General features: G+C 71.6%; 22 protein-coding genes. 17 read left to right on the forward strand and 5 right to left on the reverse strand.

The features are described from left to right. Positions 1–4 precede the first annotated feature (4 nt). Positions 5–958: a heme o synthase gene (locus ACIBVQ_RS30030; RefSeq protein ID WP_352013184.1), complete on the forward strand. Its 954-nt coding sequence runs from the start codon at positions 5–7 to the stop codon at positions 956–958. 126 nt (positions 959–1,084) lie between these two features. Next, on the forward strand, positions 1,085–2,311 hold the full coding sequence (locus ACIBVQ_RS30035) for a PrsW family intramembrane metalloprotease (RefSeq protein WP_352013183.1): 1,227 nt from the start codon (positions 1,085–1,087) through the stop codon (positions 2,309–2,311). On the opposite strand, the gene ACIBVQ_RS30040 is transcribed toward ACIBVQ_RS30035, so the two are convergent. Both ACIBVQ_RS30040 and ACIBVQ_RS30045 read right to left on the reverse strand, forming a co-directional pair. Then, complete coding sequence (locus ACIBVQ_RS30040; RefSeq protein WP_399181572.1) at positions 2,293–3,006, reverse strand: vancomycin high temperature exclusion protein; 714 nt, start codon at positions 3,004–3,006, stop codon at positions 2,293–2,295. The genes ACIBVQ_RS30035 and ACIBVQ_RS30040 overlap by 19 nt on opposite strands. 49 nt (positions 3,007–3,055) lie before the next feature. Continuing rightward, entirely contained in the window at positions 3,056–4,024 is a 969-nt protein-coding gene (locus ACIBVQ_RS30045; RefSeq protein ID WP_399181574.1) for a heme A synthase, read from the reverse strand. Positions 4,025–4,206: 182 nt separating this feature from the next. Between ACIBVQ_RS30045 and ACIBVQ_RS30050 the strand changes: the two genes are divergently transcribed. The 6 genes from ACIBVQ_RS30050 (at position 4,207) to ACIBVQ_RS30075 (ending at position 10,032) form a co-directional block, all read left to right on the forward strand. Further along, entirely contained in the window at positions 4,207–5,367 is a 1,161-nt protein-coding gene (locus ACIBVQ_RS30050; RefSeq protein ID WP_399181576.1) for an NAD(P)/FAD-dependent oxidoreductase, read from the forward strand. Beyond that, the gene (locus tag ACIBVQ_RS30055; RefSeq protein ID WP_362915924.1) at positions 5,364–5,672 is read left to right on the forward strand and encodes a (2Fe-2S)-binding protein; all 309 of its coding nucleotides are present in this window, start codon (positions 5,364–5,366) and stop codon (positions 5,670–5,672) included. Before ACIBVQ_RS30050 ends, ACIBVQ_RS30055 begins: the two co-directional genes overlap by 4 nt. Next, positions 5,669–7,036: an NAD(P)/FAD-dependent oxidoreductase gene (locus ACIBVQ_RS30060; protein ID WP_399181578.1), complete on the forward strand. Its 1,368-nt coding sequence runs from the start codon at positions 5,669–5,671 to the stop codon at positions 7,034–7,036. Before ACIBVQ_RS30055 ends, ACIBVQ_RS30060 begins: the two co-directional genes overlap by 4 nt. Before the next feature lie 8 nt (positions 7,037–7,044). After that, positions 7,045–7,980, forward strand: coding sequence for a dihydrodipicolinate synthase family protein (locus ACIBVQ_RS30065; protein ID WP_399181580.1), 936 nt, complete (start codon positions 7,045–7,047; stop codon positions 7,978–7,980). Further along, complete coding sequence (locus tag ACIBVQ_RS30070; RefSeq protein ID WP_399181582.1) at positions 7,977–8,978, forward strand: proline racemase family protein; 1,002 nt, start codon at positions 7,977–7,979, stop codon at positions 8,976–8,978. The genes ACIBVQ_RS30065 and ACIBVQ_RS30070 overlap by 4 nt, the downstream gene beginning before the upstream one ends. Positions 8,979–9,348: 370 nt before the next feature. Then, a complete protein-coding gene (locus tag ACIBVQ_RS30075) occupies positions 9,349–10,032 on the forward strand; it encodes a GntR family transcriptional regulator (RefSeq protein WP_362915916.1) in 684 nt (227 codons plus the stop codon). A 5-nt stretch (positions 10,033–10,037) separates the two neighbouring features. Here the strand turns inward: ACIBVQ_RS30075 and ACIBVQ_RS30080 are convergent, their stop codons facing one another. From ACIBVQ_RS30080 to ACIBVQ_RS30090, 3 genes are read right to left on the reverse strand one after another with little or no spacing between them, the layout of a single operon-like run. After that, complete coding sequence (locus ACIBVQ_RS30080; protein ID WP_399181585.1) at positions 10,038–10,967, reverse strand: EamA family transporter; 930 nt, start codon at positions 10,965–10,967, stop codon at positions 10,038–10,040. Between the two features lie 55 nt (positions 10,968–11,022). Further along, positions 11,023–11,790 carry an ABC transporter permease gene (locus tag ACIBVQ_RS30085; RefSeq protein ID WP_386190409.1) on the reverse strand — a complete coding sequence of 256 codons (768 nt, stop codon included), beginning with the start codon at positions 11,788–11,790 and terminating at the stop codon, positions 11,023–11,025. 43 nt (positions 11,791–11,833) lie between these two features. Continuing rightward, complete coding sequence (locus tag ACIBVQ_RS30090) at positions 11,834–12,742, reverse strand: ABC transporter ATP-binding protein (RefSeq protein ID WP_399181587.1); 909 nt, start codon at positions 12,740–12,742, stop codon at positions 11,834–11,836. 598 nt (positions 12,743–13,340) lie between these two features. On the opposite strand from ACIBVQ_RS30090, the gene ACIBVQ_RS30095 reads away from it, so the two are divergent. The 9 genes from ACIBVQ_RS30095 to ACIBVQ_RS30135 all read left to right on the forward strand — a co-directional run bounded on the left by ACIBVQ_RS30095 (position 13,341) and on the right by ACIBVQ_RS30135 (position 21,959). Continuing rightward, entirely contained in the window at positions 13,341–14,132 is a 792-nt protein-coding gene (locus ACIBVQ_RS30095; protein WP_352013238.1) for a helix-turn-helix domain-containing protein, read from the forward strand. Next, positions 14,129–15,541, forward strand: coding sequence for a Fe-S cluster assembly protein SufB (gene sufB / locus ACIBVQ_RS30100; protein ID WP_352013172.1), 1,413 nt, complete (start codon positions 14,129–14,131; stop codon positions 15,539–15,541). Before ACIBVQ_RS30095 ends, sufB begins: the two co-directional genes overlap by 4 nt. After that, entirely contained in the window at positions 15,541–16,659 is a 1,119-nt protein-coding gene (gene sufD / locus ACIBVQ_RS30105) for a Fe-S cluster assembly protein SufD (protein WP_362915914.1), read from the forward strand. The genes sufB and sufD overlap by 1 nt, the downstream gene beginning before the upstream one ends. Then, positions 16,656–16,973, forward strand: coding sequence for a non-heme iron oxygenase ferredoxin subunit (locus tag ACIBVQ_RS30110; RefSeq protein ID WP_362915912.1), 318 nt, complete (start codon positions 16,656–16,658; stop codon positions 16,971–16,973). The genes sufD and ACIBVQ_RS30110 overlap by 4 nt, the downstream gene beginning before the upstream one ends. A 44-nt stretch (positions 16,974–17,017) precedes the next feature. Next, on the forward strand, positions 17,018–17,749 hold the full coding sequence (gene sufC, locus ACIBVQ_RS30115; RefSeq protein ID WP_352013237.1) for a Fe-S cluster assembly ATPase SufC: 732 nt from the start codon (positions 17,018–17,020) through the stop codon (positions 17,747–17,749). Further along, on the forward strand, positions 17,749–19,008 hold the full coding sequence (locus ACIBVQ_RS30120) for a cysteine desulfurase (protein WP_362777347.1): 1,260 nt from the start codon (positions 17,749–17,751) through the stop codon (positions 19,006–19,008). Before sufC ends, ACIBVQ_RS30120 begins: the two co-directional genes overlap by 1 nt. Positions 19,009–19,027: 19 nt before the next feature. Beyond that, positions 19,028–19,465 (forward strand): Fe-S cluster assembly sulfur transfer protein SufU, encoded by a 438-nt coding sequence (gene sufU, locus ACIBVQ_RS30125; protein WP_352013168.1) that lies wholly within the window; start codon positions 19,028–19,030, stop codon positions 19,463–19,465. Further along, complete coding sequence (locus ACIBVQ_RS30130) at positions 19,462–19,827, forward strand: metal-sulfur cluster assembly factor (RefSeq protein WP_352013167.1); 366 nt, start codon at positions 19,462–19,464, stop codon at positions 19,825–19,827. The genes sufU and ACIBVQ_RS30130 overlap by 4 nt, the downstream gene beginning before the upstream one ends. 368 nt (positions 19,828–20,195) lie before the next feature. Continuing rightward, complete coding sequence (locus ACIBVQ_RS30135) at positions 20,196–21,959, forward strand: DEAD/DEAH box helicase (protein ID WP_362915910.1); 1,764 nt, start codon at positions 20,196–20,198, stop codon at positions 21,957–21,959. Positions 21,960–21,992 lie beyond the last annotated feature (33 nt).

The raw sequence follows: 21,992 nt of genomic DNA on the forward strand, positions 1-21,992 counted from the left end.
GTAAATGGTGCTGACCGACAAGCAATCGACGACCCCGCCCGCGACGGAGGCGGCCGCGTCCGACGCGCCGCGCTCGTTCGGCGACGTCGTGAAGGCCTATGTCGCCCTCACCAAGCCGCGGATCATCGAGCTGCTGCTGATCACGACGCTGCCGGTGATGTTCCTGGCGGCCAAGGGCCTGCCCCCGCTGTGGATCGCCGTCTGCACGCTGGTCTTCGGCACCCTTTCCGCAGGCAGCGCCAACGCGCTGAACTGCTACATCGACCGCGACATCGACGCGGCGATGCGCCGCACCCGGCGCCGCCCGCTGGCCCGTGACCAGGTGCCGCCGACGAACGCGCTGATCTTCGGCGTCGTCCTCGGCGTGCTGTCGACTCTTGGCCTGGGTTTGACGGTGAATTGGCTCGCCGCGCTGCTCTCGCTGGCGGCCAACCTCTTCTACGTGCTCGTCTACTCGATGATCCTCAAGCGCAGGACCCCGCAGAACGTGGTGTGGGGCGGCATCGCGGGCTGCATGCCGGTGCTGATCGGCTGGGCGGGCGTCACCGGGAGCCTCTCCTGGGCCCCCGTCGTGCTCTTCGGCGTGGTGTTCTTCTGGACGCCGCCGCACACCTGGACCCTGGCCATGCGCTACAAGGAGGACTACGCCGCGGCGAAGGTCCCCATGCTTCCCGTGGTCGCCACCGAGCGCCGGGTGGTGCTGGAGAGCCTGGCCTACACCTGGGCCACGGTGCTGTGCTCGCTGCTGCTGTGGCCGATCGCGGGGACGACGCTCCTGTACCCCGTCGTGGCCACCGTCCTCGGCGCGGCCTGCCTGTGGGAGGTCTACCGCCTCCTCGGCCGGGTCAACGCGGGCAAGACCGGTGTGGACCTGCGGCCGATGCGCTTCTTCCACTGGTCGAACGCCTATCTGGCGTTGCTCTTCCTCGCGGTCGCCGTCGACTCCCTGCTCGTCTGAGCCCGCCCGTTCCGAGGGGTCCCACCGTTTCGTGCCGCCCTGTCCGGCAATACCTCTTCGTGGCCGGTTACGGACCACCATGAGGCGAGAGGGGACACGTCGTGGCTGATCGGTTACGGTTGCCGCATGGCGAGCCGTGATCCCCGCTGGGTCTTGAGGGACCGCCCGTCCGTCGCGCTGATCGCGGGGCTCGTCGTGGCCGGTCTGTGCGCGCTGGCCTCCTTCTCCTTCGACCTGCTCAACGGAGATCCGGTCTACTTCTTCATCGCCCTGGCCCTGGCGCTCGCGCCGGTCCCCGTGCTGCTGGCGGCGGTGCTGGCGCTGGACCGGATGGAGCCCGAGCCCCGCAGCAACCTGATCTTCGCCTTCGCCTGGGGCGCCGGGGTCGCGGTCCTGGTGGCCGGTGTGGTCAACTCCCTCGGCCTGATCTACATCGAGAGCACCGTCCAGCTCGGCTACGACAGCGCGCGCAACATCGCCGCCACCTTCGGCGCCCCGGTGGTCGAGGAGACGATGAAGGGCCTGGTCCTGCTGGGCCTGCTCAGGTTCAGGCGGGCCGAGCTCGACGGGCCGACCGACGGGGTCATCTACGCCAGCATGGTCGGCCTCGGCTTCGCGATGAGCGAGAACGTCAGCTACTACGTGGCCGCCCTGCACGAGATGGGGGCCAGGGGGCTGGCCGTGACGGTCGTGCTGCGGGGCATCCTGTCGCCGTTCGCCCACCCGCTGTTCACCTCGATGATCGGCGTCGCGGTCGCCTACGCCGCCCAGCGCCGGGGGCCGGGACGCATCTGGGTGGTCGCGGCGGGCTGGGCCGGCGCCATGCTGCTGCACGGCATCTGGAACGGCCTGGCCTCCTACGTGGGCGTGGGCGGCCTGGCCGCCGCCTACCTGCTGCTGCTGGTCGTGCTGGTGGTGCTGATCTGGATCGTCTTCAGGGACCGCAAGCGGATCGTCGGGCTGATCACCACCTACCTGCCCGCCTACGGGGCGACGGGCCTGGTCGGGCCGTACGACGTGGTCATGCTCTCCTCACTGCCCGGGCGCCGCAACGCCAGGCAGTGGGCGAAGGAGAACGGTGGCGGCGCGGGGCTGCGGGCGATGCGCGACTACCAGCTCGCCGCCACCGAGCTGGGCCTGCTGCACGAGCGGGCCAGACGACACGTGATCGACGAGCACACGTTCAACGAGGAGCAGCAGGCCCTGCTGCAGTGCATGGCCGACGCCCGCTCGGCGTTCCCGCCGCCGAGCGCCCCCGGCGGTGCCGGGCCGTACGGCGCGCAGGCGCAGCCCTGGGGGCCCACGCCGTACTCACCGCACCCCCGGCAGGCCCCCTACCCGCGTCCCGACTGAGCCGCCGTACGGAGCGCGGTGTCCAGGGTGGTCTCGCGCGGCCCCGGGAAGACGGGGGAGGAGCGCAGCACGACCGCGTCCAGGAAGCCCTTCGCGGCGGCGCCGAACTCGCGGACGGCACCGGCGTAGGTGGTCGCGGCCCATCGGGTGGCCGAGTCGTCGCCGACGCCGAACGTCTCCAGGCCCGCGGCGCGGCACAGCGTCACGGCCCTGGGCAGGTGGAAGAGCTGCGTCACCACGGTGACCTTGGTCGCCCCGAACACCTGGCGGGCCCGTACACACGAGTCCCAGGTGTCGAAGCCCGCGTAGTCGAGCACGAGGGCGCGTGGGGGGACGCCGCGGGCGATCAGGTAGTCGCGCATGGCGGTCGGCTCGTCGTAGTCCTTCCTGCTGTTGTCGCCGGACAGCAGCAGGGTCCGCACCCTGCCCGACCGGTACAGCTCGGCGGAGACGTCCAGCCGCCTGGCCAGCATCGGGGAGGGACGGCCACCGGGGGCGGCGGCGCCGAGGACCAGCGCCGTGGGGGCCGGGGGGACGCCCGTGGTCCAGGTGGGGGAGGAGTCGGCGACCGCTGTGTGCCCGGAGCTGGACAGCCGGGCCCAGGTCGGCGGGGCGAGCGCCAGCACGCTCAGCAGGACGAGCCCCTGGTAGAGGCGTCGCATGGTGGGGCGTGACAGTGCCAATAAGCCGGTCATACGGCCATTTTTGCCGATACTTCCGGGCTATTTGCGATCTTTGGGTGGATCAGGAGGACGCGAGGCGCTCGGCACCGAGCGGCCCCCGCGAACGCAGCGTGAACCCCACCCGCAGCGCGTAGATCCACACCAGCGTCGAGCCGAAGACGTGCAGGCCGACCAGGAAGGCGGGCAGGGCCAGGAAGTACTGGACGTACCCGATGACGCCCTGGGCCAGCTCCACGCCCAGCAGCGTCAGCGCCGCGCGCCGGGCCGCGGCGGGCGCCCCGGTGACGTACAGCGCGAACAGCAGGGCGAAGGTGAGCCCGACCACGACGTAGACCACGTCGGCGTGGATCCTGGCCACGGTCTCGATGTCGAAGGCGAAGCGGGAGGCGGCCTCGTCCCCCGAGTGCGGCCCGGTGCCGGTCACCACGACACCCGCGACGAGCAGGACGGCCACCGCGGGCACGAGCGCGAGACCGAGCGTGCGGATGGCCGGATGGACCAGCGGTTCGGGCGCCGCGTCTCCCTCCTGGGCGCGGGCGAGGAAGACGACGGCGGCGGCGAGCATGCCGATGGAGAGCAGGAAGTGCACGCTCACGGTCACCGGGTTGAGCATGGTGCGCACGACCAGGCCGCCCCACAGCGCCTGCGCGGCCACCCCGGCCGGCTGGATCCAGGCCAGCGTCGTCAGGTCGCGGAGCCGGGGACGCAGTCGCGCGGCCGAGACCAGGCAGGCCAGCCCCACGATCAGGACCACGAAGCTCAGCAGCCGGTTGCCGAACTCCACGGCCATGTTGATCGGGGAGATGTCGGCGTGGGCGACCGGGATGAAGCTGTCGGCGGTGCACCGGGGCCAGGTGGGGCAGCCGAGGCCGGAGCCGGTGACCCGTACGACGGCGCCGGTCACCACGATGCCCACGTTGACGACGACGGTCGCCAGTGCCCAACGGCGCAGGATCGCGGGCGTGGGGGACAACACCCCGGGCAGGAAGCCAAGGGCACGTGGACGTGCCTGGTCGAGGAGGTGGTTCACGGCTCACATGCTAGGTGGCGTGGGCGGTGGTCCCGCCGCTGCCCCACGCGCTCGGGCCGGGACACGGCAGGGCGGGTGGACCGCCCGGCGGAGATCGGCTGAACTGGAGGGCGGCGGCCGATTGATCCCCCGAAAAGCATGTGACATGTTACTGGTGGGCCGATCCGGGAACGAGGTGGATCATGCCGGACGTCGTGGTGATCGGCGCGGGAGCCGTCGGGGCCGCCTGCGCCTACTACGCGGCGCGCGCGGGCCTGGACACCCTCGTCGTCGACCGGGGATCGGTCGCGGCGGGCACCACGGGGGCCGGAGAGGGAAACGTCCTCGTCTCGGACAAGGCGCCGGGACCCGAGCTCGCCCTGGCCCTGCTCTCCCGCGACCTCTGGCTCGGCCTGGCCGCCGAAGGCGGTGACGGGGGGTTCGAGTACGAGCCGAAGGGCGGCCTGGTGGTCGCCAGGACCTCCCGGGAGCTCACCGCCCTCACCGCCCTGGCCACGGCGCAGGCGGGGCAGGGAGCCGAGCACGTCGTCGTCCCCCCGGACGCGCTCGGAGACCACGAACCCCACCTGGCGGACGGCATGGCCGGAGGCGTGCTCTACCCGCAGGACGCCCAGGTCCAGCCCGCGCTGGCGGCGGCCGGGCTGATCCGGCGCGGCGCCGAACGCTTCGGCGGGGGCACCCTGATGCTGCGTACCGGCGTCACCGTCACCGGCCTGCTGCGCGCCGGGAGCCGGGTCAGCGGCGTCGCGACCGACCACGGCGACATCCTCGCCGGAGCCGTCGTCAACGCCGCGGGCACCTGGAGCGGTGAGATCGCCGCCATGGCGGGCACCGGCCTGCCGATCCTGCCCAGGAGGGGGTTCGTGCTGGTCACGGAGCCGATCCCGGAGCCGCTGATCAGGCACAAGGTCTACACCGCCGCCTACGTCACCGACGTGGCCAGCGACTCGGAGGACCTGGAGACCTCGGCCGTCGTCGAGGCGACCCCCTCGGGGCCCGTGCTCGTCGGCGCAAGCCGGGAACGCGTCGGCTTCGACCGCACGACCTCGATCCCGGTGCTGGAACGCCTGGCCCGCCAGGCCGTCGAGTTGTTCCCCGTGCTGGCCGGGCGCAGGGTGATCCGGGCCTACTGCGGCTTCCGCCCCTACAGCCCCGACCACCTGCCCGTGATCGGGGAGGACCCCGCGGCTCCGGGCCTTCACCACGCCTGCGGACACGAGGGCGCAGGCATCGGCCTGGCCCCCGCGACCGGTCACCTGCTCGCCCAGACCCTGGCCGGCGTCACCCCCGACCTGGATCTGAGCCCCTTCCGGCCAGGACGCTTCGAGGAGGCACGCCGATGAGACCCGAGGACCGCGGACGGCCGTACGACCTGGTGCGGGCCCGTCCCGAGGCGGAGTTCGAGATCAGCGTGGACGGCGTTCCCGTCCCCGTCGTCCCCGGGCAGACCGTCGGCGCGGCCCTGCACGGCGCGGGCGTGCGCTCCTGGCGGCTCACCCGCCGGGAGGGCAGGCCACGCGGGCTGTTCTGCGGCATCGGCGTCTGCTTCGACTGCCTGGTCACGGTCAACGGCGTCCCGTCCCTGCGGGCCTGCCTGACCGAGGCGCGGCCCGGCGACCGGATCACCACCGGGGAGGGCGACCGGTGAGCGGCGGATACGACCTCGCCGTCGTCGGAGCGGGCCCGGCCGGGGTCGCCGGTGCGCTCAGCGCCTGCCTGGCCGGGCTGGACGTCGTGCTGATCGACGGCGCCCCGCGTCCCGGCGGCCAGTACTTCCGCCATCTGCCCGAGGGGTTCCACGCCACTCGTCAGGAGACGCTCCACCACGGGCTCGGCAGGTTCGCCAGGCAGTGGGAGACGCTCACCTCCCGCGCGGCCGTACTGCTCGGGCACCGCGTCTGGGCGGTTGAGGACACCGGCGACGGGTTCGCCGTGCGCTGCCTCGAAGGCGACCGCGAGGAACGGCCCCGCACGGTCACCGCCAGGAGGCTGCTGTTGGCCACCGGCGCCCACGACAGGCCGCTGCCCTTCCCCGGCTGGGACCTGCCCGGCGTGCTCACGGCGGGCGGGGCGCAGGCCCTGCTCAAAGGCGACCTCGTCGTCGCGGGGGACAGGGTCGTGGTCGCCGGGACCGGGCCGTTCCTGCTGCCGGTGGCCGCCGGCCTGGCCAGGGCGGGAGCGGACGTGCGCGGCGTCTACGAGGCCAACGGCCGCCTCGGCCTCGCCAGGCACCCGCTGCTCGCCGCGGGCAGGGCCGCCGAGGCCCTCGGGTACGGCGTGAGCCTGGCCGGGCACCGCGTTCCCTACCTCGGCCGTCACGCGGTGATCGAGGCGCACGGCCGCGACGTCCTGACCCACGTCACGGTGGCGAGACTGGACGCACGCTGGCGCCCCCTGGCCACCAGAACCGTCGAGTGCGACACCCTGGCCTGCGGATACGGCTTCGTCCCCCAGATCGAGCTGCCCGTCCAGCTCGGTTGCCTGACCCGCCAGGAGGCCGACGGCACCCCCGTCGTGGCGGTCGACGCGGGCATGCGCACGAGCGTGTCCGGCGTCTACGCGGCCGGGGAGACGACCGGGGTGGGCGGGGCGCTGCTCGCCGAGGCCGAGGGGCGTGTGGCGGGCCGGGCGGCCGCCGCGGACCTGGGCCGCCGCGTCCCGCCGCTGCCCGCCCTCTCCAGACGCGTGGCCCGCCTGTCCGCCTTCGCCCGCGCGCTGGCCCGGGCCTACCCCGTACGGCCCGGCTGGCAGGGCTGGCTGCGCGAGGACACCCTGATCTGCCGGTGCGAGGAGGTGCCCCTCTCCGCCGTGCGCGAGGCGCGTTCCCTGGGCGCCCGTGACGCCCGCGCCGTGAAACTCCTGGCCCGGCCCGGCATGGGCTGGTGCCAGGGCCGGATGTGCGGACACGCCGTCGCCGCCCTCGCCGGCGACGGCCCCGAGCCGCCCCGGCGCCCGATCGCCCAGCCGGTACGGCTCGGCGACCTGGCGAACCCTCCCCCCGAGACCCCCTGAGGAGTCTGATGACGACGGACCGGGACAGGCCCTGGCACGGCGTGACGGTGGCCACCGCGCTTCCCCTGACGGACGACCTTTCCATCGATCTGGACGGCTACGCCGCTCACTGCCGGGGGCTGCTCGACGGAGGTTGCGACGGTGTGGTGCCGAACGGCTCACTGGGCGAGTACCAGACGCTGACCCCGCAGGAACGGGCCCGGGTGGTCGAGACGGCGGTCGCGGCCGTCGGCGGAGACCGGGTCATGCCGGGAGTGGCCGCCTACGGGGCGACCGAGGCGCGCCGCTGGGCCGAGCAGGCACGCGAGGCCGGATGCGGCGCGGTGATGCTGCTGCCGCCGACCGTCTACCGGGCCGACGAACGGGCCGTGGTCGAGCACTACCGCGAGGTCGCCGCGGCGGGCCTGCCCGTCGTGGCCTACAACAATCCCCACGACACCAGGGTGGACCTCACCCCGGACCTGCTGGCCAGGCTGTACGGCGAGGGCCTGATCGTCGCGGTCAAGGAGTTCAGCGGCGACGTCCGCAGGGCCTACGGGATCGCCGAACTCGCCCCCGGCCTCGACCTGCTCGCGGGCGCCGACGACGTGCTGCTCGAACTGGCCGTCGCGGGCGCGGTGGGCTGGGTCGCCGGATTCCCCAACGCGCTGCCCGGTCCCTGCGCCGCCCTGTACCGGGCGGCCGTCGCGGGAGACCTGGTCACGGCGCTGCCGCTGTACCGCGCGCTGCACCCGCTGCTCCGCTGGGACTCGGCGACCGTGTTCGTCCAGGCCGTCAAGCTGTCCATGGACCTGGCCGGGCTGCGGGGCGGGCCGTGCCGTCCGCCTAGGCTGCCGCTGTCACCGGAACAGGAGACCGCCGTGCGCGAGGCGACACTGCGGGCTCTTACGGTCACGGGGGCCCTTACGGTTACGGGGGAGGGAACCGAGAAGGAGGGCCGATGAGGACGAGACGGGTCTTTCACGCGGTCGACTCCCACACCGAGGGCATGCCGACCCGTGTGATCACCGGGGGAGTCGGCGTCGTTCCCGGCGCGACCATGGCCGAGCGCCGCCTGCGCTTCATGGCGGAGATGGACCACGTCAGGACCCTGCTCATGTACGAGCCGCGCGGCCACTCGGCGATGAGCGGGGCGATCCTGCAGCCGCCGGCCCGTCCCGACGCCGACTTCGGGGTCCTCTACATCGAGGTCTCCGGCTGCCTGCCCATGTGCGGGCACGGCACCATCGGCGTGGCGACCGTCCTGGTCGAGACCGGGATGGTCGAGGTCACCGAACCGGTGACGGTCGTGCGCCTGGACACCCCCGCCGGGCTGGTCGTCGCCGAGGTGCGGGTCGAGGACGGCGCGGCGACCTCGGTGACCATCACCAACGTGCCCTCCTTCGTGGTCGGCCTTGACCGTACGGTCCGGGTCGACGGCCTGGGCGAGGTCGTCTACGACCTGGCCTACGGCGGCAACCACTACGCGATCCTGCCGATCGAGTCCGTCGGCCTGCCGTTCGAACGTTCGCACGGGCGGCGCATCCTCGACGCGGGCCTGGCGATCATGGAGGCGATCAACGAACAGGACGAGCCGGAGCACCCCCTCGACCCCGCGATCAGAGGCTGCCACCACGTGCAGTTCACCGCCCCCGGCTCGGACGCCCGCCACTCGCGGCACGCGATGGCCATCCACCCCGGCTGGTTCGACCGCTCGCCGTGCGGCACGGGCACCAGCGCCAGGATGGCCCAGTTGCACGCCAGGGGTGAGCTCGCCCCCGGCGCCGACTTCGTGAACGAGTCGTTCATCGGCACCCGCTTCGTCGGCAGGATCGCCGGGGAGACGAGCGTCGCCGGGCTGCCCGCGGTGATCCCGGCCATCACCGGCAGGGCGTGGATCACCGGGACCGCGCAGTACTTTCTCGACCCCCGCGACCCCTTCCCCGAGGGGTTCCTGCTGTGAACCCGGGGACGTCCCGGCGAGCACGCCGTACGCCCCCGGGATTCCCCTCCACGGGAGTAGGCTGACCCGCGACGGCCTACCGTGGTCACGGCCACCCCCTCCCGAGCTGTCCGCCGGGTACGGCGGCGCGCACCGGGCGTCGGAAGCCGTCGGAGCCCGCGGAGTTGTCCCCCGAGTGCGGAGGATCGGCCCATCCCCTCTGCGGAGCGCTATGATCACCACCGGTCATCCGGCCGGGAACCCGGGAACCTGTCGCCGGTGCCTCACGGCATGGGACCCGGGCGTTCGAGAAAGTGGGCACGGAGCGGGGAGGCCTCGACGGCGTCCGCCGCCTGCAAGAGTCGACGAGTGCGAGACGAGAGGCACGGGAATGGCTCCTTCGGCGCAGGACCGGCTCGACCTGCCGGCCGTGGGCGAGCGGCAGAGCCTGCGCGAGCAGGTGGCCCACGCGTTACGGGCCGCTCTGATCACCGGTGAGATGCGGCCCGGCGTCGTCTACTCGGCGCCGGTGCTGGCCGCCCAGTTCGGGGTCTCCGCGACCCCGGTGCGCGAGGCGATGCTCGACCTGGCCAAGGAGGGCCTGGTCGAGGCGGTGCGCAACAAGGGCTTCCGGGTCACCGAGCTGTCGGAACGCGACCTGGACGAGATCACCGAGATCCGCAAACTCATCGAGGTGCCCACGGTCGCGAGACTGGCCGACACGGGCCTGGCCGAGAGCTTCGAGGCGCTGCGGCCCGTGGCCCAGGAGATCGTCGACGCGGCCGAGCGCGGTGACCTGCTCGCCTACGTGGACGCCGACGTCCGTTTCCACGTGGACCTGCTGGCACTCGCGGGCAACACCCACCTCGTGGACGTGGTGCGCGACCTGCGTAAGCGCGCCCGCCTCTACGGCCTGTCCGCCCTGTCGGCCCGGGGCGCGCTGGTCGGTTCGGCCCGCGAGCACCTCCAGCTCCTGGACCTGCTCGCGGCCGGCGACAGCCAGGGCTCGGAACGGCTGATGGACGAGCACATCCGGCACGTCAGGGGCATCTGGGCCAAACCCGGGCCCGAATAGACGGCTCAGCCCGGCGTTCCCCTGGAGGTCCGGGTGGCGCCGACACTGGCGATGACCACGCAGCCGATGGCCGCCCACTCACGCGCCTGGAGCACCTCACCGAGCACCAGCAGCCCGACCAGTGCGGCGACCGCGGGCTCCAGGCTCATCAGGATGCCGAAGACCCGCTTCGGCATCCTGCGCAGCGCCTCCATCTCGATCGAGTACGGGATCACCGAGGACAGCAGGCCGACCCCGAGCCCGATCAGCAGTATCTCGGGACGCAGCAGGTCGGCGCCCCCCGCCGCGATCCCCGCGGGGGCGGCCAGCAGAACCGAGACGATCATCGCGAAGGACAGTCCGGTCGCGCCGGGGAAACGACGTCCCGCGGCGGCGGCCAGCAGGATGTAGCCCGCCCAGCAGACCGCCGCGATCAGGGCGAACCCGATGCCCGCCCAGCCGATGCGCGAGCCGGAGGTCCCCCACGGCGCCAGCAGCACCACGCCGGAGCCCGCCAGGACGACCCACAGCAGGTCGAGACGGCGGCGAGAGGCGGCCACCGCGACCCCGAGCGGGCCGAGGAACTCGATCGCGACCGCGATGCCCATGGGCAGTTCGGCGAGCGCCTGGTAGAACGACAGGTTCATCACGCCCAGCGTCACGCCGAAGCCGATCCCGATCCCGAGGTCGGAGCGGCTGAGCCCCCGCAGCCTGGGCCGCGCGACCAGGCCGATGATCAGCGCGCCCGTCGCGATCCGCAGGAAGACCACCGCGCTCGGCGGGAGCTGGGCGAACAGGTTCTTGGCGAAACCCGCTCCCACCTGGACGGACAGGATCGCCAGCAGCACCAGCCCGGACGGCGGGATGGCGTCGGAGGCGGACCGCAGCAGCATCCCCGGCCTGGGTATGCCGGACTTGTACGGCTCGGCGGGCCCCTGCAGGGCTTCGGCGGTCATGGAACTCCTCGTGTCACGAACCACATAGGCGTTCACACCTTACCTATCCGGTGGGTCACTCCCAGCGGAATGTCCGGGATGCGAGACCGAGGGTCAGCGCGGCCCACACGGCCAGGACGAGCACCGCTCCCAGCGGCAGCCCGGCGCCCGAGGTGAGGACCGAGCGGAGCCCGCCGGTCAGCGCGCTGATCGGCAGCAGCCGCAGCGCGGGCTCGACCGAGTCGGGGAAGACCGACAGCGGGAAGACGACCCCGCCGCAGCCGAGCAGGACCAGGTAGACCAGGTTGGCCCCGGCGAGCGTCGCCTCGGCGCGCAGCGTGCCCGCCATCAGCAGCCCGAGCCCGCTGAAGGCCGCGGTGCCCAGCAGGAGCAGCAGCAGCGCGGCGAACGGGGAGCCCGTGGGACGCCAGCCGAGGGCGAGGGCCACCAGGCACAGGACCACGATCTGGAGGGCCTCGACGGCGACGACGGAGAGCGTCTTGGCCAGCATCAGGCCGGTCCGCGACAGCGGGGTGGCGCCCAGCCGCTTCAGCACGCCGTACCTGCGCTCGAAGCCGGTCGCGATGGCCTGCCCGGTGAAGGCCGTCGACATCACCGCCAGCGCGAGCACCCCGGGGGTGACGAAGTCGACCCGGGAGCCGCCGCCGACGTTCACCAGCGGGGCGGCGGAGAAGCCGACGAGCAGCAGCACCGGGATGACCAGCGTCAGCAGGAGCTGCTCCCCGTTGCGGAGCGTGGCTCTGATCTCCGCCCCGGTCTGCGCGAGCACCATCCGGCTCAGCGGCGCGGCGCCGGGGGCGGGGGTGAGGTCCAGGGTGGTCACTGCGTTCTCCTGCGGGTCCGACACGGGCCGTGCTCGGGAGGGGTCACCGCAGCTCACGTCCCGTCAGTTCGAGAAAGACGTCCTCCAGGGTGCGGCGCTCGATGCTCAGATCGTCCGCGGTGACCCCCTCCGCGGCGCACCAGGTTGTCACGGTCGCCAGCAGCTCGGGCACGACCTGCCCCTCGATGATGTAGTGCCCGGAGGGCGACTCCTTGGCCGCGCTGCCCGCGGGCAGCGCGGTGAGCAGCTCGTCCAGGGAGAGGCCGGGGCGGGCGCGGAAGCGCAGCTGCCGTTCGGCACCGGTGAGCGAGGCGGGGGTGCCGTCGGCCACGACCCGGCCGCGGTCGATGATCACGACCCGGTCGGAGAGCTTCTCCGCCTCGTCCATGTGGTGGGTGGTGAGCACCACGGAGACCCCGGCGGCGCGCAGGTCGCCGACCAGCTCCCAGCAGGCGTGCCGCGCCTGCGGGTCGAGGCCCGCGGTCGGCTCGTCGAGGAAGACCAGCTCGGGGCGGCCGATCACGGCCGCGGCCAGCGAGACGCGCTGCTGCTGGCCGCCCGACATCCTGCGGTACGGAGTGCGGACGTGTTCGGACAGGCCGAGCCGCTCCAGCAGCGCCGGGGGATCCAGCGGACGGGCGTGGAAACGGGACATCAGGCGCAGCCACTCACCGCAGCGCGCCGCCGGGGGCACCCCTCCGGCCTGCGGCATCACCCCGACCCTGGCGCGCAGCTCCGGCCTGGACGGGTCGAGCCCGAGCACCCGGACCGTGCCGCCGTCGGCCCTGCGGAACCCCTCGCAGATCTCGATGGTCGAGGTCTTGCCCGCGCCGTTCGGGCCGAGGATCGCGGTCACCGCGCCACGGTCCGCGCTCAGCGTGAGACCGTCGATCGCGGTCGCGCGGCCGTATCTCTTGACCAGATCGCTGATCTCGACGGCTGGGGATTCCATGGGCACGAGTTTAGGGACTCACCGGGGCGGTCACGCTGGCGGACCTGAGCCGGGGAACACGGCGGCGCCCGCGGGGGCGTCCCGGCCACGTCCGGTCGGAGATCCGGGGAGGATCGCGCCGAAGCTCCGGCCCCGTGACCTCGTGCGCCGCACGCGCTGACACACCCTCCTGCCGCCCGGGGGACGGTCGTCCGGGCCGTCCCCGATCCGGGGTGTCAAGGACGCCGGACACACGGCGTGCCGTACGCGGGACGGTGCCGTACGGCGCCGCCGCCACGGCGTCACGGAGCCGGGCCCCGCGGAGAGGCTCGGCCGGGTAAAAACTTCTTTGCCGAGACTTCTCGTGACGGGGAATCGGGAGGCCCCGGCCCGGGTTGGGAGTCCCGGGCGTTGGAGAGGGCCGGGACGGTGGGCGCCGCCCCGTGCCTCCTCGCCAACGCCTGCCGTGGGCGTGCGGCCGGGCAGGCCACAGGATGACGTTTGCGCAGCTTAGGTAAGCCTTACCTGCGTGATAAATCGCATTCTTCGCAAGCCGGACGACGGTTTGTAAGCGGGGAAGCAATTACGGCACACTGATGTTGTGAAATACGTGACCAAGATGTCGGGCACGGAAGAGGCCGCCCCCGCGCGGCTCTCCGGCGTGTCCGCCGAGCGCAGCACGCGTGCGCGTGTCGCCCGGCTCATCCTGGAACGCGGACCGATCACCGCCCCCGCCCTCGGCGAACGGCTCGGGCTCACCCCCGCCGCCGTCCGCCGCCATCTGGACGCGCTGCTCGCCGACGGGATGATCGAACCCCGTACGGCACGCCCCCGGGGCCAGCGCGGGCGAGGACGGCCGGCGAAACTGTTCGCCATAACCGACGCGGGCCGCAGCGCCTTCGAGCACGCCTACGACGGGCTCGCGGGAAACGCTTTGCGCTTCCTGGCCGAGCGGGCGGGCGAGGGGGCCGTCGCCGAGTTCGCCAGGTCACAGGTGGCGGGCCTGGTCCGGCGCCTGCGCCACGAGCTGCGCGAGGTCCCCGCCGACCAGCGGGTGCGCTTCCTGGCCGAGGCCCTGTCCGCGGACGGCTACGCCGCCTCGGCGAGCAAGGCGAGCCTCGGCGGCGAGCAGCTGTGCCAGCACCACTGCCCGGTGGCGCACGTCGCCGCCGAGTTCCCTCAGCTCTGCGAGGCGGAGACGGAGGCGTTCGCGCAGATCCTCGGCACCCCGGTGCAGAGGCTGGCGACCATCGCCCACGGCGACGGGGTGTGCACCACCCACGTGAGTCCCCACCGGGGGGACGGCAGGGCCCGGGACGGCCGCGTGGCAGGCGCGGCGACGGACCCGCGGGGCACCGCCCCGGCAACCCATGAAGTGATCGACGAAACGAGCAAGGAGACCGGAAGGTGACTGTCACCGACCGCCCGGAGCTGGAAGGCCTCGGGAATTACAAGTTCGGCTGGGCCGACTCCGATACCGCGGGGGCCGCGGCCCGCCGTGGGCTGTCCGAGGAGGTCGTCCGCAACATCTCCGCGCTCAAGAGCGAGCCGGAGTGGATGCTGGACCTCCGTCTGAAGGGCCTGCGGCTGTTCGACAGGAAGCCCATGCCCAACTGGGGCTCCGACCTCAGCGGAATCGACTTCGACAACATCAAGTACTTCGTGCGTTCGACCGAGAAGCAGGCCTCCTCCTGGGAGGAGCTTCCGGAGGACATCAAGAACACCTACGACAAGCTCGGCATCCCCGAGGCGGAGAAGCAGCGCCTGATCGCCGGTGTCGCCGCCCAGTACGAGTCCGAGGTCGTCTATCACAAGATCCGTGAGGACCTTGAGGAGAAGGGTGTCATCTTCGTCGACACCGACACCGCCCTCAAGGAGCACGAGGAGATCTTCAAGGAGTACTTCGGCACCGTGATCCCGGTGGGCGACAACAAGTTCGCCTCGCTGAACACGGCCGTGTGGAGCGGTGGCAGCTTCATCTACGTGCCGCCGAACGTCAACGTCGAGATCCCGCTGCAGGCCTACTTCCGGATCAACACCGAGAACATGGGCCAGTTCGAGCGGACCCTGATCGTCGTGGACGAGAACTCCTACGTCCACTACGTGGAAGGCTGTACCGCGCCGATCTACTCCTCCGACTCGCTGCACAGCGCGGTCGTGGAGATCATCGTGAAGAAGGGCGCCCGCTGCCGTTACACGACCATCCAGAACTGGTCGAACAACGTCTACAACCTGGTCACCAAGCGCGCCGTCGCCTACGAGGGCGCGACCATGGAGTGGATCGACGGCAACATCGGCTCCAAGGTCACGATGAAGTACCCGGCCGTCTACCTCATGGGCGAGCACGCCAAGGGCGAGACGCTGAGCGTGGCCTTCGCCGGTGAGGGCCAGCACCAGGACGCCGGCGCCAAGATGGTGCACCTGGCTCCCAACACCAGCTCGACGGTGATCTCCAAGTCCGTCGCCAGGGGCGGCGGCCGTACCTCCTACCGCGGTCTGGTGCAGATCGAGGAGGGCGCGCACGGCAGCGCCAGCACGGTCAAGTGCGACGCGCTGCTGGTCGACCAGATCAGCCGCTCCGACACCTACCCCTACGTGGACGTGCGCGAGGACGACGTCTCCATGGGACACGAGGCCACGGTCTCCAAGGTCTCCGACGACCAGCTCTTCTACCTCATGAGCCGCGGTCTGGACGAGGACGAGGCCATGGCGATGATCGTGCGCGGCTTCGTCGAGCCGATCGCGCGCGAGCTCCCCATGGAGTACGCCCTTGAGCTGAACCGCCTGATCGAGCTGCAGATGGAAGGAGCCGTCGGCTGATGGGTCTCGAAACCAAACCCCTGTCGACCCTCCACGAGAAGGCCTCCTACGACGTCGCGGACTTCCCGGTCCCGACGGGCCGCGAGGAGGAGTGGCGCTTCACCCCGCTGTCTCGCCTGAAGGGCCTGCACACCGGTGCCGCCGCCTCCGGTGGAGTCGTGGTCCGCATCGAGGCGGCCCCCGAGGTCACGGTCGAGACCGTGGGCCGTGACGACGAGCGGCTCGGCAGGGCCTACGTGCCCGCCGACCGGGTCAGCGCCCAGGCCTACGCCGCCTTCGAGAAGGCGACCGTCATCACCGTGCCGCGCGAGGCGGTCGCCTCCGCCCCGACCGTCGTCACCGTGACCGGCTCGGGCGACGGCCCGGCCTACGGCCACACCCTGGTCAGGCTGGAGCCGATGGCCGAGGCCGTCGTCGTCATCGAGCACCAGGGCAGCGCGGTCTACGCCGACAACGTCGAGTTCGTCGTCGGCGAGGGCGCCACGCTCAAGGTCGTCAGCCTGCAGGAGTGGGACGACGACGCCGTCCACGTCTCGCACCACCACGCCCTGCTCGCCAAGGACGCGACCTTCCGCAGCTTCGTGGTCACCCTCGGCGGCGACCTGGTACGGCTTTCGCCCTCGGTCTCCTACGAGGGGCCCGGCGGCGACGCCGAACTGACCGGCCTGTACTTCGTGGACGCGGGCCAGCACCTCGAACACCGCCTGCTGGTCGACCACTCCAAGCCCAACTGCAGGAGCAACGTCGTCTACAAGGGCGCGCTGCAGGGTGAGGACGCGCACGCCGTCTGGATCGGCGACGTGATCATCCGGGTCGAGGCGGAGGGCACCGACACCTACGAGCTCAACCGCAACCTCCTGCTGACCGACGGCGCCCGCGCCGACTCGGTGCCGAACCTGGAGATCCTCACCGGAGAGGTCGCGGGGGCCGGTCACGCCAGCGCCTCAGGGCGTCTCGACGACGAGCACATCTTCTACCTCCAGGCCCGCGGCATCCCGTTCGAGGAGGCCCGCCGCCTGGTGATCAGGGGCTTCTTCGCGCAGCTCCTGGAGAAGATCGAGCTCGACGAGCTGCGCCGGCGGGTGTTCGCCAAGGTCGAGGCGGAGCTGGAGAAGTGACGTTCGAGAAGGTCTGCAAGATCACCGACATCCCCGACGACGGGGTGATCGGCGTCGAGGTCGGGGAGACACCGGTCGCCCTGGTCCGCAGGGGAGCCGAGGTCTACGCCCTGCACGACGTGTGCTCCCACGCGGAGGTGAAGCTCAGCGAGGGCGAGGTCTACGACGGCACGCTCGAATGCTGGCTGCACGGCTCGTGCTTCGACCTGCGCTCAGGCAAGCCCACCGGCCCGCCCGCCTCAAAGCCCGTCCCCGTCTACCAAGTGAAGATCGACGGCGATGACGTTCTCGTCTCGCTCTCGAAGGAGTCGTAACAGTGTCTGATTCGAGCCGAGTCCACCAGGGTTCCACCCTTGAGATCCGTGACCTGCAGGTCGCGGTCGAGGACAAGGAGATCCTGCGCGGGGTCAACCTCACCGTGCGGGCGGGCGAGACCCACGCCATCATGGGCCCCAACGGTTCGGGCAAGTCCACGCTCGCCTACGCGATCGCCGGTCACCCGAAGTACACCGTCACCGGCGGGCAGGTCCTGCTCGACGGCGCCGACCTGCTGGACATGACGGTCGACGAGCGCGCCCGCGCCGGCCTGTTCCTGGCCATGCAGTACCCCGTCGAGGTCCCCGGCGTCAGCGTCTCCAACTTCCTGCGCTCCGCGGTCACCTCGGTGCGCGGCGAGGCCCCCAAGCTCCGCGAGTTCGCCAAGGACCTCAAGGCCGGAATGGACGCGCTGTCCATCGACGCCGCCTTCGCCCAGCGCAACCTGAACGAGGGCTTCTCCGGCGGCGAGAAGAAGCGCCACGAGATCCTCCAGCTCGAACTGCTCAAGCCGAAGATCGCCGTCCTCGACGAGACCGACTCCGGCCTCGACGTCGACGCGCTGCGGGTGGTCTCCGAGGGCATCAACCGCTTCCGCTCCTCCGGTGAGACCGGCGTGCTGCTCATCACCCACTACACCCGCATCCTGCGCTACGTGAAGCCGGACTTCGTCCACGTCTTCGCGGGCGGCCGCATCGTCGAGCAGGGCGGTCCCGAGCTGGCCGAGAAGCTGGAGGCCGAGGGGTACGAGGCCTACGTGAAGGCCTCTGCCTGATGGAAACCGGATTCGACGTGGAGAGGGTGAGGAAGGACTTCCCCGCTCTCTCCCGCGAGCTGCCCGGCGGCAGGCCGCTGGTCTACCTCGACTCGGCCAACTCCTCGCAGAAGCCGACGCAGGTCATCGAGACCATGCGCGAGCACCTGGCCACGCACTACGCCAACGTCGGCCGCGCCATGCACGTGCTCGGCGCCGAGTCGACCGAGGCCTACGAGGGGGCCCGCGACAAGGTGGCCGCCTTCGTCGGCGCGCCGAGCCGCGACGAGATCGTCTTCACCAAGAACGCCTCCGAGGCGCTCAACCTGGTCGCCTACGCCTTCGGCAACCCCGCCGGCGACGACCCCAGGTTCCGGGTCGGCCCCGGCGACGAGATCGTCATCTCCGAGATGGAGCACCACTCCAACATCGTGCCCTGGCAGCTGCTCGCGCGGCGCACCGGTGTCACGCTGCGGTGGTTCTCCGTCACCGACGAGGGCCGTCTCGACCTGTCCAACCTGGACGAGCTCGTCAACGAACGCACCAGGATCGTCTCCGTCGCGCACCAGTCCAACGTGCTCGGCACGGTCAACCCGGTCGACCGGGTGGTCGCCAGGGCCCGTGAGGTCGGCGCGCTGACGATGCTTGACGCCTCCCAGTCGGTGCCCCACCGGCCGGTGGACGTCACCGAGCTCGGCGTCGACTTCCTTGCCTTCACCGGGCACAAGGCCGTCGGCCCCTCGGGCATCGGTGTGCTGTGGGCGCGTGGTGAGCTGCTCGACGCCATGCCTCCGTTCCTGGGCGGCGGGGAGATGATCGAGGCGGTCTGGATGGACCACTCGACCTACGCCCCCGCGCCGCACAAGTTCGAGGCGGGCACCCCGCCCATCGTCGAGGCCATCGGCCTGGGCGCGGCGCTCGACTACCTGACGGCGATCGGGATGGACGCCGTGGCCCGGCATGAGCGCGAGCTCACCGGCTACGCGCTTGAGGCCCTGAAGGAGGTCGAGGGGCTGAGGGTGATCGGCCCGGGGAACCTCGACGAGCGCGGCGGGGTCGTCTCCTTCACCCTTGAGGGGATTCACCCGCACGACGTCGGGCAGATCCTCGATGACAACTTCGGGGTGGCCGTGCGGGTCGGGCACCACTGCGCCCGTCCGCTGCACCTGAGGTTCGGGATTCCCGCGACGACGCGGGCCTCCTTCTATCTTTACAACACCCCGGCCGAGATCGACGCCCTGGTCCGCGGCCTCCACCACGTGCGGAAGGTGTTCGCCTAGCCATGCCGGAGCAGCCCAGATGATCGCCGAGTCCATGTACCAGGAGCTGATCCTGGAGCACTACAAGCATCCCCAGGGGCGGGGACTTCGAGACCCGTACGACACCGAGGTCCACCATGTGAACCCGACGTGCGGCGACGAGATCACCATGCGCGTGAAACTGGGCGACGGCGGCAAGGTCGAGGACGTGTCCTACGACGGCCAGGGGTGTTCGATCAGCCAGGCGGCGGCCTCGGTGCTGTACGAGCTGGCCACCGGGTCGACGGTCGAGGAAAGCCTCTCCGTCGTGGAGGAGTTCACCCGGCTCATGCAGAGCAGGGGTCAGGTCGAGGCAGACGAGGACGTCCTCGGCGACGCCGTCGCCTTCGCCGGGGTGGCCAAGTTCCCCGCGCGGGTCAAGTGCGCGCTCCTCGCCTGGATGGCCTACAAGGACGCGGTCGTGAGGAGTAGCGAATGAGCAAGCCTGTTGAGACGCCGACCTCGGCGTACGACGGGGAGACCACCCTTGACGAGGTCATGGAGGCCCTCAAGGACGTGGTCGACCCCGAACTCGGCATCAACGTCGTCGATCTCGGCCTGATCTACGGGATCAACCTGGACGAGACCGAGGCCGGCGGACCGCCGATCGCCACCATCGACATGACGCTGACCAGCGCGGCCTGCCCGCTGACCGACGTCATCGAGGACCAGGCGCACTCCGCCCTGGACGGCATGGTCTCCGATGTGAAGATCAACTGGGTCTGGCTCCCCCCGTGGGGTCCCGACAAGATCACTGACGAGGGGCGCGAGCAGCTGCGCATGCTCGGTTTCAACGTCTGATCGGCGTTCCGGTACGGCCCGCGCCCGGAAAAACGGGTGCGGGCCGTACCGGAATGTGTGAGAGAATGCCCGGGCCGGGAAGAAAGGCCCGGCGGCGGAGCGTTGACTTCGTAACGGACAAGCGTCGGCCCGTGCCGTACGCCCCGGCCGGACCCGGCACTGCGAACGCCGGGTATGCTTGATCGTGGTTTGACTGCGTGCGGGTAATATTCACCCGTCTCGTGCGGTGCGCCTCGACTTGCGCCGCACCACCGCCCCCACAGTGGGCGTAGATCGAGCGTGGCCTCAGGCCACGCGTTCCAGGCTCGTCCTTTCGCAGAAGTGACGTGCCCCCGTCCTTCTATCGAAAGGCACGAATCTTCGTGACCATGCTTGACGCTGCCCTGCCCGAAATCACCGAGGTCGCCGAGGTCTCCGCGGCCCCCTCAGAGGTGTCCGAGTTCACCCTCCTCGGCCTGCCCAAGCCGCTGGTGAACGGGCTCTCCCGTCAGGGCATCGACAGCCCCTTCCCCATCCAGCGGGCCACCATCCCCGACATCCTCGCCGGCAACGACGTCCTCGGGCGCGGCCAGACCGGCTCGGGCAAGACGCTGGCCTTCGGCCTGCCCATGATGGCCCGCATCGCCGGAGGCAAGGCACGTCCCGGCCGTCCGCTGGCGGTCGTCCTGGTGCCGACCCGCGAGCTGGCCATGCAGGTCACCGACGCGCTTGAGCCGCTGGGCCGTGGCCTGTCGCTGCGGATGAAGACCGTCGTCGGCGGCATGTCCATGGGCCGTCAGATCGAGGCGCTGCGCCGCGGCGTCGAGGTCGTCGTCGCGACCCCCGGCCGCCTCACCGACCTGATCCAGCAGGGTGAGTGCACCCTGGACGAGGTCCAGGTGACCATCCTGGACGAGGCCGACCACATGTGCGACCTGGGTTTCTTCCCGGTCGTCAGCGCCATCCTGCAGCAGACGCCCCCCGACAGCCAGCGCCTGCTGTTCTCGGCGACCCTCGACGGTGACGTGGACAAGCTGGTGCGGCGCTTCCTCACCGACCCGATCACCCACTCGATGGCGCCGCCCGCCTCCTCGGTCGAGACCATGGAGCACCACGTGCTGGAGGTCCACCGCGACGACAAGTTCCCGGTGACCGCCGAGATCGCCAACCGTGAGGGCCGCACCATCATCTTCGTGCGCACCCAGCACGGGGTCGACCGCCTGTGCAAGCAGCTCGCCCAGGTCGGCGTCAAGGCCGGAGGCCTGCACGGCGGCAAGCGCCAGAACCAGCGGACCCGCATCCTCGCCGAGTTCAAGGAAGGCGAGATCAACGTCCTGGTCTGCACCGACGTCGCGGCCCGGGGCATCCACGTCGACAACATCAGCCTGGTGCTGCACGTGGACCCTCCGCAGGACCACAAGAGCTACCTGCACCGTGGCGGCCGTACGGCGCGCGCGGGGGAGAAGGGCACCGTCATGACGCTGGTGCTCCCCAACGAGCGCCGCTCGACCGACGCGATGACCCGCCGCGCGGGTATCAAGCCGTTCCGGCTCAAGGCCACCCCGGGGCACCCCCGCCTTGAGGAGGTCGCGGGGGCTCGCCAGCCCAGCGGCGAGTCGATCCCCGTCTGGGAGCCCGCGGCTCCGGTCGCCAAGCAGCGCGAGCGGCGCGGCGGCTTCGGCGGCGGACGCGGCCCGCGGCGCTTCCGTGACCGTCCCGGCCACGGCGGCGAGGGCTACCAGCCGCGCGAGCGTTCCGCGGGCGAAGGCGGGCGGGGCGAGCGTCCCTTCCGCGCCGAGCGTCCCGAGCACTCCGACTTCCGCACTGAGCGCCCCGAGCGTCGTTCCGAGGGCCGCGGTACCGGCGGCGGCTACCGCGGTGGTGAGCGCAGGGAGCCGTTCCGCGGCGACCGTCCCCCCTTCCGCGGGGAGCGTCCCTTCAGGTCCTCCGAGCAGCGGCCCACCGGCGACCGCGAGGGTTACCGCGGTGGCGAGCGCAGGGAGCCGTTCCGCGGTGACCGCCAGGGCGGCTTCCGCAGCGGTGGCGGTGAGTTCCGCAGCGGCGGCGGCAACGGCGAGTTCCGGGGCGGGGAGTCCCGTTCTGGCGGCCGTCCCGACAGCCGCGGCAGGCGCGGCGGCTACCACGGGCGCTGAGCGTCCCGCACCTTTCCACGACACCCCGACGGG

The organism is Streptosporangium sp. NPDC049376 (assembly GCF_044466505.1).
GTDB lineage: Bacteria > Actinomycetota > Actinomycetes > Streptosporangiales > Streptosporangiaceae > Streptosporangium.